We start from the raw sequence: 16478 nt of genomic DNA, 5'->3' as shown, positions 1-16478 counted from the left end.
TTGATACCGTTACTTTATTAATGATTTGGATAATTTTATAAATAAAAAGATGAAATATTTTTTTGCGATTTGTATGACTGCTATGTGGTTTAATTACAGTGTTTTTGCACAAGAGAAAACAACTACACACAAAGTAGAAAAAGGAGAGACGATCAATCAGATTGCACAAAAATATAAGGTTACTCCATTTGATATTTATCAATTAAATCCAGATGCACAAAGTGGTTTAAAGCCCAATAGTATTTTGTTGATTCCCAAAAGTTCAGGAAAGCAAACTGTAAATGTTCCTCAAAAAAAAGGGATTACTGCTATAATGCATCAGGTAGCACCAAAAGAAACGTTGTATGGTATTGAAAAAAAATACGGAGTCTCTGACGAAGCCTTAAAACAAGCCAATCCGTTTCTTGAAAAAGAGGGCTTGCAAATAGGTCAGACTCTTACAATACCTTCAAACATTATTTTAAAAAATAATACGGCCACTGCGGAAAAAGTGGTTTACCATTATGTGCTTCCAAAAGAAACCAAGTATTCGATTTCTAAACAATACGGTATTACAATTGACGAATTGGAACGCAAAAATCCGGAAGTAGTGTCTAATTTACCGGAAGGATTTAAATTATTGATTAAAGGTATGGCTCCTAAATCAGATAAATCTACAGTAGTTCTTGAATCTAAAAAAGAGACTACAGCTTTAAATCCTGTGAAAGCCAATGCAGTAATTAATTATTTGGATTATACAGTAAAACCAAAAGAAACATTGTATAGCCTATCAAAAAGGATTGGTATTTCGCAAGAGGAGTTAATTGCTCTAAATCCTAATTTGTCCCAAGGCGTCATAGAAGGTATGGTTTTAAGGGTGCCTGCAACAATTGCTCTTTCGCCCGAAATTAAGAAACAATACACAGAGTTGTCAAAAAGCAACACGAGTGACAGAAAAAAGCTAGTGCTTCTATTGCCGTTCAATTTAGCTAAAATGGAAGGCGATACAGTCAATACGTTACCCATGCGTTTGAAAAAAGACAAATTTTTGAATATGACTTTGGATTTTTATGCTGGAGCTTTGGTGGCTATCGATTCGGCTAAACAACTAGGGTTTGACATTGATGTGAAAATTTTCGATTCACAGGAAACTAAAAACACGTCTAATGTTGCTTCGATTATAAGAGATAATGATTTAGAAGTTTCTGACGCGATCATTGGGCCTTTTTATCAAAGTAATGTAGAGAAAACGGCGGAGTTATTGATGCCAAATCAAGTTCCCGTAATTTCTCCTTTGTCAAAAGATTTAGGGATTTCTTACGCTAATATTTTTCAATCTATTCCTGCTGCTGAAACCGTTAAAAATGCCGTTTTCGATTATATGCGTTCCAAAGGGGGAAATATTATAGCAGTGGTTGATAAGAAAAAAAGCTCCGTAATACAGTATATCAGTACCAATCATAAGGATGTACGATTTTCAACACTTACTCCAAATGGAGGTGTTTCTGCTGAAAATTTGAAAAGTTTATTTGTAAAAGATAAAATAAACTATGTGGTGATGGAGACCGAAAATACCGGAATGATAAAATCAACAGTAGCAGCTATGTTAAGTGCCATGGTAGCTTATAAGGTGCAGTTGGTTATTTTGGAGCCAAACGAAACATTAGATACTGACGAAATCAACTTCACTAATTTGGCTAAATTAAAATTAATGTATCCTTCTGTTACTCGTGAAAACGAATCTCCAGAAGCTTTAATTTTTGAGAAAAATTTCCGAAAGAAAAATAAAATTTATCCTAGTGTTTTTGCAACCCGAGGATTTGATGTTACTTTTGATACCATGTTGCGTTTGTCTCAAGGTAAAAAATATCAGGAAACAATTGATGCTACCGCAACAGAGCAAATAGATAATAAATTCGAATTTTATAAAAAAGAAGGTGCAGGTTATGTGAATAAAGGTATTTATATTTTGTATTATGATACTGATTTAACCATTAAAGAAGCGAATTAATGACATCAATAGTGACTTATTTAGGAGATTTAAGAACATCTTCTATTCATTTGCAATCAGGTACCGAAATTCTGTCGGACGCGCCATTGGATAACAATGGGAAAGGGGAGGCTTTTTCTCCAACGGATACTGTTGCCAATGCTTTGGCAAGTTGTATGATGACTGTAATGGGAATAAAAGCTCGAGATTTAGATGTTGATTTGAAAGGTTCTACGGCTGAGGTCGTTAAAATTATGAACGCGGAACCAAGGCGTATCGGTGCTATTGAAATTATCTTTGAGATGTATGGGACAACCGATATAAAAAATAAAACAATATTGGAAAGAACCGCAATGACTTGTCCTGTTTTTTTAAGTTTGCATCCTGAAGTCGATAAGCGTATTAGTTTTAACTGGAAATAAATAGAGTTGAGTAGCAAGAGGAAAGAAGCAGGAAGGAGTACTTCTTGTTTCTTTTCTCTTTGTTGTTTTCTTCAAAATAAATGGATCAAAATCAAAAGCAACTCATTAAGCTATCCCATACCAAAATGCCTTTTGGTAAATATGAAGGGTGGTTTCTTATTGATATCCCTGAGTACTACATTGTTTGGTATAGCAATAAAGGTTTTCCTAAAGGAGAATTAGGGGAACAATTGAAGTTAATTTATGAATTAAAATTGAATGGCCTTGAAGAGTTAATTCGAAATATAAAAAAACGGTATCCAAAACCGATTTAATTTTCAATTTGACAATTTATAATTGTACTTTTGCCACGTTTTTTTACACAACTACAATACAAACAACAACAGCATGAATCAAACGAAATATATTTTTGTTACAGGCGGTGTGACTTCTTCTTTAGGGAAGGGAATCATTGCAGCATCTTTGGCAAAATTGTTACAAGCAAGAGGATACCGTACCACCATCCAAAAGTTTGACCCATACATAAATGTAGATCCAGGGACATTAAATCCTTATGAACATGGAGAATGTTATGTGACCGATGATGGTGCCGAAACGGATTTGGATTTAGGTCATTACGAACGTTTTTTGAATGTTCCTACATCTCAAGCAAATAATGTTACCACTGGAAGAATTTATCTTTCGGTTATAGAAAAAGAAAGAAGAGGAGAATTTCTAGGTAAAACGGTACAAGTTGTGCCTCATATTACCAATGAAATTAAAGAAAGAATGCAATTGCTGGGAAATTCTGGCGATTATGATATTGTAATTACTGAAATTGGGGGTACTGTAGGAGATATTGAATCTTTACCTTATATAGAATCTGTTCGTCAGTTAGTTTGGGAATTAGGAGAGCACAATGGTATTGTGATACATCTTACTTTAGTGCCTTATTTAGCTGCTGCTGGCGAGTTGAAAACAAAACCGACACAGCACTCTGTAAAAACATTGATGGAAAGCGGGATAAAAGCAGATATTTTAGTGTGCAGAACAGAACACGAAATTTCTGAAGAATTACGCAATAAACTAGCTTTGTTTTGTAATGTAAAAAGAGAAGCTGTTATTCAATCAATCGATGCTTCTACTATTTATGAAGTGCCTAATTTAATGCTGGAAGAAGGACTTGATGTTGTGGCGTTAAAAAAACTAGACTTACCTAAAAAAGCCGCTCCCGATTTAAAAAACTGGAATACTTTTTTACGTCGATTAAAAAATCCGAAGCATACCGTGAATATCGGTTTGATAGGAAAATATGTAGAGATGCAAGATTGCTACAAATCTATTTTGGAGGCGTTTATTCATTCAGGTGCTGCCAACGAAACAAAAGTGAATGTTATTTCGATACATTCAGAACATATTGATGCAAGCAACATACACGAGAAATTAGCGGGTTTAGATGGTATTCTTGTAGCACCAGGTTTTGGAGAAAGAGGAATAGAAGGGAAAATTGCAGCAGTGCAATATGCTCGTGAAAATAAAGTACCGTTTTTTGGTATTTGTTTGGGCATGCAAATGGCAATTATAGAATATTCAAGAAATGTGCTGGGTTTTGCTGATGCTAATTCTACCGAAATGAATGAACATACAGCTCATCCGGTAGTGAATCTTATGGAAGAGCAAAAAACAGTTACGGATAAAGGGGGAACAATGCGTCTTGGTGCATGGAAATGTGACATCAAAAAAGATTCGTTAGCCTATAAAATTTACGGAAAAGAAACTATTTCGGAACGTCACCGTCACCGTTATGAATACAATAGCAATTACGTTGCGCAATTACAGAATGCAGGATTGCTTGCCTCAGGAGTAAATCCTGATACCGGATTGGTTGAGATTGTAGAAATAGAAGATCATCCGTTTTTTATTGGTGTACAGTACCATCCGGAATACAAAAGTACGGTAGCGAATCCGCACCCAATTTTTGTAAATTTTGTGGCAGCAGCAGTTCAGGCAAAGAAAAAATAATAGGAGATGATTCGGTGCTAATAAACGGAACACTTTAAACTTTAAACTTTTTTTAATTATAATGGAACAAAAAAAATTTGACCTCAATTCGATTATAGGTTTTGCATTAATTTTTGGTATTCTGATTTTTATCATGTACCAAAATCAACCAGACCCGAAAGTGGTTGCTGCTGAAAAAGCACAAAAAGAGTTGGTAATTAATCAAGCCAAAGCGAAAGAAGTAGAAGCTATAACTGTAGCCAAAGCTACCGTTGCTGTTGCTGCTACTGGAGATTCTACACAATTGGCCCAGTTACAGAAAACTTTAGGGAGTTTTGCGTATTCAGCAACACTGCCATCTGCCAAAGTTGGATTTACTACTATTGAAAATGAAGTAGTTAAATTAAAAATCGCCAATAAAGGAGGCTATATTGTTGAGGCTACTTTGAAGCAATTCGAGAAATTCAAGAAAGGTTCTGGACAATTAGTTGAATTGATAAAAGACAATAACGCCAATTTGAATCTACAATTACTGACCAGTGATAATCGTACTTTAAATTCTAAAGACTTGTATTTTGAGCCTACTTTGACTAAAGTTGGAGCAGATCAAGTATTGTCAATGAAATTGAAAGCAGGAGCTAATGCGTTTTTAGAATATAAATATATTTTGAAACCGAAGGAATATATGATTGATTTCGATATTCGTTCTCAAGGATTGAATAATGTCTTGAATACCGCTAAACCATTGGATTTAGAATGGAATTTGAAAACGTACAGAAATGAAAAAAGTGTTTCATACGAAAATCGCTATACCGAAATCTATTTTGAGCACAAAGAAGGAAAGATTGATTACGCTGGATTAGGACAATCAGAAGAATCTGATTTAGAAAAAGCGACTTTTGTGGCTTTCAAACAACATTTTTTCTCTACGATTCTTTTATCAAAAACACCTTTAGAAACGGCTAAAGTTAAATCTGATAATTTAGTTAAAGATGATAAAATTGATACTACTTTTACCAAACAATTTAAAGCTAATATTCCTCTAGCTTTTACAAATGGAGAATTAGATCATAAGATGAGTTGGTATTTTGGACCAACGGATTATAAGACTTTGAAACATTATGATAAAAATCTTGAGAAGATTATTTCATTGGGTTGGGGTATTTTTGGATGGATTAATAAATTTATTTTCATTCCATTATTTGGATTTTTAAGTTCTTATATAGCTTATGGAATTGCGATTATTGTATTTACGATTATCATAAAAATTGCAATGTCACCTATTACGTTCAAATCATTCTTGTCACAAGCTAAGATGAAAGTATTGCGACCTGAAATTACAGAATTGGGAGAAAAATTTAAAAAAGACCCAATGAAGAAACAACAGGAAACTATGAAATTATATAATAAAGCGGGGGTAAATCCTATGGCAGGTTGTATTCCAGCATTGATTCAGCTTCCTTTTATGTATGCTTCGTTTCAGTTTTTTCCATCGGCTTTTGAGCTGAGACAAAAAAGCTTCCTTTGGGCTGATGATTTGTCTTCTTTTGATGAGGTAATCCGTTTGCCTTTTTACATCCCTTTCTATGGGAATCACATCAGTTTGTTTCCTGTACTTGCGTCTATAGCTATTTTCTTCTACATGAAGATGACTTCTGGTGACCAGCAAATGGCGGCACCACAGCAAGAAGGAATGCCGGATATGGCAAAAATGATGAAAATCATGATTTATGTATCGCCAATAATGATGTTGTTTTTCTTTAATAGTTATGGTGCGGGATTGAGTTTGTATAACTTTATATCAAATTTAATTACAATAGGAATAATGATTGTCATCAAAAGATACTTTATTGATAGCGATAAGATTCATGCTCAAATTCAAGTAAATAAATTGAAAGAGCCAAAGAAACAAGGTAAGTTCCAGAAAAAACTTCAAGAAGTGATGGAACAAGCAGAAGCTCAAAAAGCACAGCAAAAGAAAAAATAATTTTAATAAAAAAATCTCGAGATAATCGAGATTTTTTTATTTACAAATACTTTAAGTGACCTGATTTCGTTAATATATCAAGGCACTTAAGAAACGATTATTTGTGTTATTATGTTCTAATGAGTAATGATAACATAGCAATTACTTTTGATCAATATAAATCAATAAACACCGCACATGAAAATATTTTATAAAAAAGGAATAGTAGTGTTAATTTTTTTGAATGTGCTTAGTCTTTTTGCACAAACTGATTTCAATAAATTAGATTCCAAAGGAAAAAAACACGGCGTGTGGAAAGGATTTTATGAAGAATCTAAAAGACCTCGATATGAAGGTACTTTTGATCACGGCAAAGAAATTGGTGTTTTTAATTTCTATGATGATACCAAAGCTAAATCCGTAATTGCCACAAGAGAATTTAATGCGAAAGATAATTCGGCCTATACCATTTTTTATGACCAAAATAAGAATAAAGTCAGTGAAGGTAAAGTGGTCTTTAAATTATTTGAAGGGCAATGGAAATATTACCATCAAGCATCCAAGAATATAATGACAACGGAGTACTATATTAAAGGAAAACTAGAAGGTTTGCGCACCGTTTTTTATCTCAGTGGTAAAATTGCCGAGGAAATCAGTTATAAAAATAATTTAAAAAATGGTTTTTATAAAAAATATACTGAAAAAGGGATTGTGCTAGAAGAGTCTGTTTTTAAGAATGATCTTTACAATGGTGTCGCAGTTTTTAGAGATTCAAAAGGGAATATAGTCTCTAAAGGACAATTTGTAAATGGTAAGAAAGCGGGAATGTGGCAGTTTTTTGAAAAAGGAAAAGTTGTCAAAGAAATGAATATGAACATTCCGGAAAATGCCACTAAATCAAAAAACAATTAACGGTAACGTTAACAAATACTGTTGTAAATCTTTTGTAACTTTGCACCCTTATAAAATAATAATTTTTTAAAGATGAAGCGTGTTGTTGTAGGACTTTCGGGAGGTGTAGATTCAAGTGTTGCTGCTTATTTGTTGCAACAGCAAGGCTATGAAGTCATAGGTCTTTTCATGAAGAATTGGCATGATGATTCGGTTACTATTTCTAATGAATGTCCATGGTTAGAAGATAGTAATGATGCTTTATTGGTTGCCGAGAAATTAGGGATTCCTTTTCAAACGGTAGATTTAAGTGTAGAGTACCAAGATAAAATCGTAGACTATATGTTTAACGAATATGAAAAAGGGCGTACTCCAAACCCCGATGTACTTTGTAACCGCGAAATAAAATTTGATGTTTTTATGAAAATTGCTTTGAGTCTTGGTGCTGATTTTGTAGCAACGGGGCATTATTGTCAAAAAAGCGAAATCGAAGTCAATGGAGAAACTATATTTCAACTGAAAGCTGGTGCCGATACCAATAAAGATCAATCTTATTTTCTTTGTCAATTGTCTCAAGAACAATTGTCAAAATCGTTATTTCCTATTGGGGAGTTAACAAAACCGGAAGTACGGGAAATTGCCGCTCAAATGGATTTAGTTACTGCGGATAAGAAAGATTCTCAAGGCTTGTGTTTTATTGGAAAAGTACGTTTACCGGAATTTTTGCAGCAAAAATTGCAACCCAAAGAAGGAATTATTGTTCAAATAGATAAAAATGATTCTATTTATACTACTGAAAACCAAGTAGGACTTGGTATAGAGCAAGATTTAAAATCAGCATCCAGAAAAATTCCATACACGCCGCAAATGGGGAAAGTAGTAGGCAAGCATCAAGGGGCTCATTATTTTACTATTGGACAGCGAAAAGGATTGAATGTTGGAGGTACAACTGATCCTTTGTTTATTATAGCCACAAATGTAGAAACGAATACGATTTATACTGGTTTGTCGAGTCAGCATCCTGGATTATTCAAAAAAGCATTGCGCATTGAAAAAGAAGAAGTGCATTGGATTCGTAAAGATTTGGCTTTGATTGCTGGAGAAACTTTAGACGTTATGGTAAGAATCCGCTACAGACAACCTTTGCAAAGCGCCACTTTGTATCAATTTGAAAACGAAATGTACGTGGCCTTTGATGAACCACAATCTGCAATAACCGAAGGACAATTTGCTGCGTGGTATTTGGCGGATGAATTAGTAGGTTCAGGAGTGATTTCTTAATTTAGTAATTTGTTTGCTAAGGTTAAAAGGAATTTAGTGTATCCAAATTAAAAATAGTTTTTTAAAAAACAGCTGTAATTGTGATTCATTTCCATTTAGTTAGAATCTGTATGGCATAAAATATACAAGGTATCTATGAGAAAATTCTATTTATTTATTCTCCTATTAGTTGCGAATACTGGTTTTTCACAAGAGGATGCTTGGGTATATTTTAATGCAAAGCCTAATTCTAAATTCTTTTCTGATTCACCATTGGAAATGCTTTCTCAAAGAGCATTGGACCGAAGAACAAATCAAAAAATAGGGTTGGATTTTAAAGATATTCCAGTAGAGGCATCATATATAAGTCAAATTAAAGCTGCAATTGGAATTACTGTTATGGCAAAATCCAAATGGTTGAATGCAATTCATGTTAGAGGATCGCAGGCAAATATAAACGCAGTAAAAAGACTTTCTTTTGTCAATACAGTTGATTTTGCTGACAAATCATTAAATCAAACTGGAAAAACAGCGAAATCCTATAAGGTAAAAACAGGGAATAAGACTAAGAAAACGAAAATTGATTATGCCTACGGTTCCTCTTCCAATCAAATCCAGATGCTCAATGGGAAAGTGTTACACCAACAAAATCATACAGGTTCCGGAAAAATAATAGCCGTGATGGATGCGGGTTATCCAGGTGTAAATACAATACCACCTTTTCAAAGATTGAGAGATAACAGTCAGATTCTAGGAGGTTATAATTTTGTTTTACGAAACTCAAATTTTTATACAGGTTCTTCTCACGGAACATCCGTACTTTCCTCTATGGGTGGTTACAAGGAAAATTCACTAGTGGGAACTGCTCCTGATGCGTCCTATTATTTATTCATAACCGAAGATGATACCGCTGAAAATCCTGTGGAAGAATCACTTTGGGTTGAAGCAGCTGAAAAAGCTGATAGTTTAGGTGTAGATATTATTAATACTTCTTTGGGGTATTTTGATTTTGACAAAGTAGCATACAATCATACCTATAGTGAGATGAATGGTACAACAACGTTTATGTCCCGTGGGGCTGAAATTGCATTTAGCAGAGGGATGATTTTGGTCACTTCAGCAGGTAATTCTGGTGGTACATCAGATGCACACATTGCCGTTCCTGCAGATGCGGTTTCAATAATCGCAGTTGGTGCAGTAAATTCTTCTGAAGTGATAACTTCGTTTAGTTCAATAGGGCCCTCTTCTGATGGAAGAATAAAACCGGATGTAATGGCCCAAGGACAAGCAGCAGTAGTTTCCGATGCAGCAGGAAATATAGTTACTGCAAATGGAACCTCTTTTTCAAGCCCAATCATGGCAGGTATGGTAGCTTGTTTGTGGCAAGCTTTTCCACAAAAAACAAATCAACAAATCAAAGAATTAATACTAAAATCATCTGATAAATTTTCAGTTCCCAATAATCAATATGGGTATGGAATTCCGGATTTTGGATTGGCAGTAAGCAATGAATTGTCTATGGACTCTTTTTCAAAGGATGATTTTATAATTTACCCCAATCCATCCAGCGATTTTGTTACCGTTTCGTTGCCGGAAAAATTTGAAATGGGGACTTTTTTTATATATACTATTTCAGGGCAGAAAATTTTAGAGCAAAAAATCACTCTGCAATCCTCCATTATTTCATTGAAATGGCTCGATAAAGGAATGTATCTTTATAAAATGGAATCCAATGCTTTTTCGAAAGCAGGTAAAATAATAAAAAAATAATGATAGTATCAATACCACATGAATAAAATTACAAACCTTTTCAAAATTAAATACCCAATTATTCAAGGTGGAATGATTTGGAACAGTGGATATAAATTAGCGAGTGCAGTAAGTAATGCTGGTGGTTTAGGATTAATTGGTGCAGGTTCCATGTATCCCGAAGTTTTGCGAGAACACATTCAGAAATGTAAAAAAGCGACTTCAAAACCTTTTGGGGTAAATGTTCCCATGTTGTATCCGAACATCGATGAAATTATGAAAATTATTGTTGATGAAGGTGTGAAAATCGTTTTCACATCTGCAGGTAATCCAAAAACATGGACTTCCTATCTAAAAGAGAATGGCATAACTGTTGTTCATGTAGTCAGTAGTTCTTTATTTGCTTTAAAGGCGCAAGACGCTGGTGTTGATGCAATTGTTGCTGAAGGCTTTGAAGCGGGAGGACATAACGGTAGAGAAGAGACCACAACGCTAACACTTATTCCTATGGTAAAAGAAAAAATTACCCTTCCATTAATTGCTGCTGGCGGTATTGCCACTGGTCGCAGCATGTTAGCAGTAATGGTTCTTGGTGCAGATGGTGTTCAAGTGGGAAGTAGATTTGCCGCATCCCTGGAATCATCGGCTCATGATAATTTCAAAAATACAATTATAAATGTTAAGGAAGGAGATACGCAATTGACCTTAAAAGAACTCGCTCCAGTTCGATTGATTAAGAATAAGTTTTATCAGGATATTCAGGATTTATATGAAAAATGTCCAACTAAACAAGAAATCGCTATGTTATTAGGGCGAGCTAGAGCAAAACGAGGAATGTTTGAAGGGGATTTAATAGAAGGAGAATTAGAAATTGGTCAAATAGCAGGCATCATACAAGTGATAAAACCAGCAGGTGAAATTATTGAGGAAATGATTCTTGATTTTGAAATTGCAAAAAAAGAGATAACAAATTATCATTTTTAAAAATGAAAAAAACAAATAGATTTATACTGCTACTTTTTTTAATCTTAGGATTACAACATTCTTATAGTCAAAATTATAAATTTAAAACGTCTGGTTTTAGTGTTTTAGAAAAAAATGAAAAAGGAAAATGGGGTAAGTGGTCTGATTTGAATCTGGTTAATATGTTAGTGACATTGGATACTAACAAAAACCGAATTGTTGTTTATTCACAAATTATTCAATTATTTGAAATCATCGATTATCAGCCCATTGAGGAAAATGATAGTGATATTGTATATTCATTTACGTGCAAAGATAATGAAGGAGTCGATTGTACGGTTTCAATAATTACCAGAAAAAAACAAGAAAATAGAAAACAGTTGTATATCAATTATGACAATAGGATTATTGTGTATAATATTTTCAATATGTAATAATGTAAACGTATCGTTGTTGAATTTTCGTATTTATAGTTTTTCAATATCCTTAATGAAATCATCATATTCTAAATAAAACAATTCTAAAGCATTCATTTTTTCGTTGTAAAAATTAAAAATTTCATCCCAGTATTTTCTGTTACTGACTCCAACTCCTATTTTTTCAACCCAAATCCTACTAATTGTTTTGCCACTTTCCAGTGTGTATTCTTTTTCGAAAATTAAGTCTTTGATAAATTCCTCTTCCAGAATGTTTTTTAGTGCTTCCAATTTTTCAAAATAAGCAATTCTTTTTTCATCACTACGATGTTCGATATCTATTAATACCTGTGCTTTTTTATTGTCTACATAAAATTTAAAAGAGAAATCTTTTATCTTAGTATCGTACAACAACCATTTGCGAGGATATTTTTCTGCAAATTCAATCCAGAATTCGCGTTTCAATCTTTGGGTTTCTTCTTTGCTGTACATTAGGAATGACTTTTGGTACTAGAATATTTGTGCAACTCTATTTTCTAGACTATATTTATATTAAATTTCAATGTGCAAAAATAGACTTTGATTATGGATTTTCAAGAATTTTTACAATTTGTTCCCAAATTAGTTGATGCAAAGCTACCTGCCTTTGATGCACATATAAAAATGGCACCATTGGAACGATTGGAAAGCTTGCAAAAAAAAGATTTCGGAGCTGATAATCCTAGAATAGCCGCAGTAATGATGCTTTTTTACCCTAAAAATGAAACTGCCCATTTAGTTTTGATCGTTAGGAATTCATATTCTGGAGTACATTCAGCACAAATTGCCTTTCCAGGCGGAAAATATGAACTCGAGGATCAGGATTTTGCCTATACTGCGCTGCGAGAAACACATGAGGAAGTTGGAATTCATCCCTATAAAATTGAAGTTTTAAGACCGTTTACTGAATTATACATTCCTCCAAGTAATTTCATGGTACATCCTTTTTTAGGAATCAGTAAAGAAGAACTTGTTTTTGTTTTAGACCCATCAGAAGTGTCCAATATTATCGAATTGCCTTTGTCTGTTTTCTTAAGTGATTCTATTGTGGTCGCTGCTAATATGACAACTTCTTATGCCACTAATATTAATATTCCTGCTTTTAAAATTGAAGAGCATATCGTTTGGGGGGCAACAGCAATGATGTTAAGCGAATTAAAAGAAGTTTTGAAAGAAGTGCTGGGTCCTTCTATTTAAAGTTAAATTGAGGTTGTGAAATTGTAAATAATATCAAGTTTTATTTCGTAAATTTGCTAATTAAATATTAAAAACACATAGTTTTATGGGATTGTTTAAAAGAAATCCTTTTGGTCATATATTATTTATAAAGAAATGGGTAATTCGGATTTTCGGTGCCATGACACATAGGCGGTATAGAGGTTTTAATGAATTACAAATTGAAGGTTCAGAAATAATAAGAAAGTTACCAGATACCAATGTGCTCTTTATTTCCAATCATCAAACTTATTTTGCAGATGTTGTAGCCATGTTTCATGTTTTTAATGCGAGTCTCAGCGGTAGGGATGATAGTATTAAAAATGTATGTTATCTTTGGCAGCCCAAAATGAATATTTATTATGTCGCTGCCAAAGAAACCATGCGGGCGGGATTGTTACCAAGAATTATGGCTTACGCGGGTGCAATTACAGTCGAGAGAACATGGAGAGCAAAAGGCGTAGATGTTCTTGAGAAAAAAGACATCAATCCTGATGATACTGAGAATATTAAAATTGCTCTAAAAGATGGCTGGGTTATTACATTCCCGCAAGGTACTACCAAATCTTTTAGGCCTGTCCGCAAAGGAACAGCCCATATTATTAAACAACACCGACCCATTGTAGTTCCTATTGTGATAGATGGTTTTCGTCGATCTTTTGATAAAAAAGGTTTACGCATGAAAAAGAAAGGGATTCTGCAGTCCTTTATCATTAAAGAGCCTTTAGATATTGATTATGATATGGACAGTATTGAAGAAATCGTTGAAAAAGTGGAGTACGCCATAGAACAACATTGTTCGTTTCTAAAAGTAATACCAGCAGAAATTATAAAAGAACAAGAGGAATTGAATAAAACCCGCAGATGGGAATATTAGACAATAACGATAAGGCAGCTTAATTATTCAACATTTTCCGTTTTAGGGTTTCTCTTTATATACAAAGCGGCAATTACCAGATGGGTAGTTGTCGCTTTTTTTATAATTGGTTGGGCTATGTCTGGGCGCAACACGATTTGATTTTGTTTAGCTGTGGCTTTGCGCTGCTATCCCGGCGCGAGTTTTAAAGTTCGAGATTTTTTATTCTATACTATATATAGTAGGAATTCAAAATGCTATCCGTACTATATATAGTATAGAATAAGAAAGTGATGTTTATGGTGTTATATCCAAAACCATTTTATTGATCCAGACCAGATTCTTTTGTTTAAATACTGGCAATGGAAGCTGTTTTTAATGTTCAGATCGTATTGAAAGGCATGAAAAGCTGTAATAATGGTTGAATTTCTAAAGCTTTATTAAATAGATAAGGATTTTTAAATAAGTTGGTGTAGTTGATTTGGGTAATAAATAGGGTATTTTGACAATAAAACGATTTTACTGGTTGTTTGATTGTAGTTTTGTTTAAAAAACTTTGGTTTCAAGAATCATGTTTTCAGCGATTTAAAGAATAGGTTAAAAAAACATTAAAAAAAGCGATTAAAAAAGCTTGAATAACTGAATAAAGGGTGTAGTTTTGCACCCGCAATGACGCAGACGTTCTTTTAAACACTGGCAAGTAAGAGTAATCAAGAGGAAAATTTATTTTCAAAAAAAGATTATAAAAAGCTTGTGAGATTAGAAAACGGAAGTTACATTTGCACCCCGCAAAACGCGCAATGTTCCTTGACAGATTGGTAGTAAAACGAGAAGAAAGAGAGATAGAAATATTTCTAAAAAAACTTCAAAATTTTCTTGCCAGTTGAAAAAAGAAGTTGTACTTTTGCACCCGCTTCCAGAGAGACACAATATGAATCAAACGAAGAGAGAAACAAAGAAGAACACGTTCCTAGACATATTGAATTGACAGCCGTTTTAAGAGAGATCTTAAGACAAAAGAATAAAGAGTAATAGAATCGAGAGATTTGAAAAAACCACTAGAATTTAGTCGAATAACAATAGCTTGAATTTATTCAAGCGTACAATATACGATGAAGAGTTTGATCCTGGCTCAGGATGAACGCTAGCGGCAGGCTTAACACATGCAAGTCGAGGGGTATAGTTCTTCGGAACTAGAGACCGGCGCACGGGTGCGTAACGCGTATGCAATCTACCTTTCACAAAGGAATAGCCCAGAGAAATTTGGATTAATACCTTATAGTATATATGAATGGCATCATTTATATATTAAAGATTTATCGGTGAAAGATGAGCATGCGTCCCATTAGCTAGTTGGTAAGGTAACGGCTTACCAAGGCAACGATGGGTAGGGGTCCTGAGAGGGAGATCCCCCACACTGGTACTGAGACACGGACCAGACTCCTACGGGAGGCAGCAGTGAGGAATATTGGACAATGGGCGCAAGCCTGATCCAGCCATGCCGCGTGCAGGATGACGGTCCTATGGATTGTAAACTGCTTTTATACGAGAAGAAACACTCCGACGTGTCGGAGCTTGACGGTATCGTAAGAATAAGGATCGGCTAACTCCGTGCCAGCAGCCGCGGTAATACGGAGGATCCAAGCGTTATCCGGAATCATTGGGTTTAAAGGGTCCGTAGGCGGTCAGATAAGTCAGTGGTGAAAGCCCATCGCTCAACGGTGGAACGGCCATTGATACTGTCTGACTTGAATTATTAGGAAGTAACTAGAATATGTAGTGTAGCGGTGAAATGCTTAGAGATTACATGGAATACCAATTGCGAAGGCAGGTTACTACTAATTGATTGACGCTGATGGACGAAAGCGTGGGTAGCGAACAGGATTAGATACCCTGGTAGTCCACGCCGTAAACGATGGATACTAGCTGTTGGGAGCAATCTCAGTGGCTAAGCGAAAGTGATAAGTATCCCACCTGGGGAGTACGTTCGCAAGAATGAAACTCAAAGGAATTGACGGGGGCCCGCACAAGCGGTGGAGCATGTGGTTTAATTCGATGATACGCGAGGAACCTTACCAAGGCTTAAATGTAGATTGACCGGTTTGGAAACAGACTTTTCGCAAGACAATTTACAAGGTGCTGCATGGTTGTCGTCAGCTCGTGCCGTGAGGTGTCAGGTTAAGTCCTATAACGAGCGCAACCCCTGTCGTTAGTTGCCAGCGAGTCATGTCGGGAACTCTAACGAGACTGCCAGTGCAAACTGAGAGGAAGGTGGGGATGACGTCAAATCATCACGGCCCTTACGCCTTGGGCTACACACGTGCTACAATGGCCGGTACAGAGAGCAGCCACTGGGTGACCAGGAGCGAATCTATAAAACCGGTCACAGTTCGGATCGGAGTCTGCAACTCGACTCCGTGAAGCTGGAATCGCTAGTAATCGGATATCAGCCATGATCCGGTGAATACGTTCCCGGGCCTTGTACACACCGCCCGTCAAGCCATGGAAGCTGGGGGTGCCTGAAGTCGGTGACCGCAAGGAGCTGCCTAGGGTAAAACTGGTAACTAGGGCTAAGTCGTAACAAGGTAGCCGTACCGGAAGGTGCGGCTGGAACACCTCCTTTCTAGAGCCTTAGTGTTAGTAGCAATACACGCTAGGGAAAGAAGACGAAAGTTCGAGAAGGAAACAAATAATGACATTATATTACTCTTGCTGTTAGTTCAAATAATACCATTTAAGAATAAGAGTGTCT

At 35.2% G+C, this 16478-nt stretch carries 14 protein-coding genes and 1 rRNA gene; 14 read left to right on the top strand and 1 reads right to left on the bottom strand.

Annotated features, from left to right (window positions below; translation table 11 throughout):
* The first annotated feature begins 49 nt into the window (after window positions 1–49).
* The 10 genes from AC0608_RS13530 to AC0608_RS13485 all read left to right on the top strand — a co-directional run bounded on the left by AC0608_RS13530 (window position 50) and on the right by AC0608_RS13485 (window position 11634).
* Entirely contained in the window at window positions 50–1990 is a 1941-nt protein-coding gene (locus tag AC0608_RS13530; protein ID WP_478289433.1) for an amino acid ABC transporter substrate-binding protein, read from the top strand.
* Window positions 1990–2391 carry an OsmC family protein gene (locus AC0608_RS13525; protein ID WP_478289432.1) on the top strand — a complete coding sequence of 134 codons (402 nt, stop codon included), beginning with the start codon at window positions 1990–1992 and terminating at the stop codon, window positions 2389–2391. Before AC0608_RS13530 ends, AC0608_RS13525 begins: the two co-directional genes overlap by 1 nt.
* Before the next feature lie 80 nt (window positions 2392–2471).
* On the top strand, window positions 2472–2705 hold the full coding sequence (locus AC0608_RS13520; protein WP_417958180.1) for a DUF3820 family protein: 234 nt from the start codon (window positions 2472–2474) through the stop codon (window positions 2703–2705).
* 73 nt (window positions 2706–2778) lie between these two features.
* Window positions 2779–4392 carry a CTP synthase gene (pyrG, locus tag AC0608_RS13515; RefSeq protein WP_478289431.1) on the top strand — a complete coding sequence of 538 codons (1614 nt, stop codon included), beginning with the start codon at window positions 2779–2781 and terminating at the stop codon, window positions 4390–4392.
* A gap of 61 nt (window positions 4393–4453) precedes the next feature.
* Window positions 4454–6358, top strand: a complete 1905-nt coding sequence (gene yidC, locus AC0608_RS13510) for a membrane protein insertase YidC (protein ID WP_478289430.1) — start codon at window positions 4454–4456, stop codon at window positions 6356–6358.
* Window positions 6359–6535: 177 nt separating this feature from the next.
* Window positions 6536–7249, top strand: a complete 714-nt coding sequence (locus AC0608_RS13505) for a toxin-antitoxin system YwqK family antitoxin (RefSeq protein ID WP_478289429.1) — start codon at window positions 6536–6538, stop codon at window positions 7247–7249.
* 72 nt (window positions 7250–7321) lie between these two features.
* A complete protein-coding gene (mnmA, locus tag AC0608_RS13500; RefSeq protein WP_478289428.1) occupies window positions 7322–8509 on the top strand; it encodes a tRNA 2-thiouridine(34) synthase MnmA in 1188 nt (395 codons plus the stop codon).
* 135 nt (window positions 8510–8644) lie between these two features.
* Window positions 8645–10258, top strand: coding sequence for a S8 family peptidase (locus AC0608_RS13495; RefSeq protein ID WP_478289427.1), 1614 nt, complete (start codon window positions 8645–8647; stop codon window positions 10256–10258).
* An 18-nt stretch (window positions 10259–10276) separates the two neighbouring features.
* Window positions 10277–11221, top strand: coding sequence for an NAD(P)H-dependent flavin oxidoreductase (locus AC0608_RS13490; protein WP_478289426.1), 945 nt, complete (start codon window positions 10277–10279; stop codon window positions 11219–11221).
* Between the two features lie 2 nt (window positions 11222–11223).
* Entirely contained in the window at window positions 11224–11634 is a 411-nt protein-coding gene (locus AC0608_RS13485; protein WP_478289425.1) for a hypothetical protein, read from the top strand.
* Between the two features lie 33 nt (window positions 11635–11667).
* On the opposite strand, the gene AC0608_RS13480 is transcribed toward AC0608_RS13485, so the two are convergent.
* A complete protein-coding gene (locus AC0608_RS13480; protein ID WP_417958172.1) occupies window positions 11668–12108 on the bottom strand; it encodes a DUF4268 domain-containing protein in 441 nt (146 codons plus the stop codon).
* Window positions 12109–12201: 93 nt separating this feature from the next.
* Here AC0608_RS13480 and AC0608_RS13475 point away from each other — a divergent pair, with 93 nt between their 5' ends.
* The 4 genes from AC0608_RS13475 (at window position 12202) to AC0608_RS13460 (ending at window position 16349) form a co-directional block, all read left to right on the top strand.
* A complete protein-coding gene (locus AC0608_RS13475; protein WP_478289424.1) occupies window positions 12202–12852 on the top strand; it encodes an NUDIX hydrolase in 651 nt (216 codons plus the stop codon).
* 85 nt (window positions 12853–12937) lie between these two features.
* Entirely contained in the window at window positions 12938–13747 is an 810-nt protein-coding gene (locus AC0608_RS13470; RefSeq protein WP_478289423.1) for a lysophospholipid acyltransferase family protein, read from the top strand.
* An 855-nt stretch (window positions 13748–14602) separates the two neighbouring features.
* Window positions 14603–14758, top strand: coding sequence for a hypothetical protein (locus AC0608_RS13465; protein ID WP_478287969.1), 156 nt, complete (start codon window positions 14603–14605; stop codon window positions 14756–14758).
* 77 nt (window positions 14759–14835) lie between these two features.
* Window positions 14836–16349, top strand: a 16S ribosomal RNA gene (locus AC0608_RS13460).
* Window positions 16350–16478 lie beyond the last annotated feature (129 nt).

The organism is Flavobacterium sp. GNP008 (genome assembly GCF_056428965.1).
Note: the sequence above shows the minus strand (reverse complement) of the source record. Positions and strands in the feature narration are given on the sequence as shown.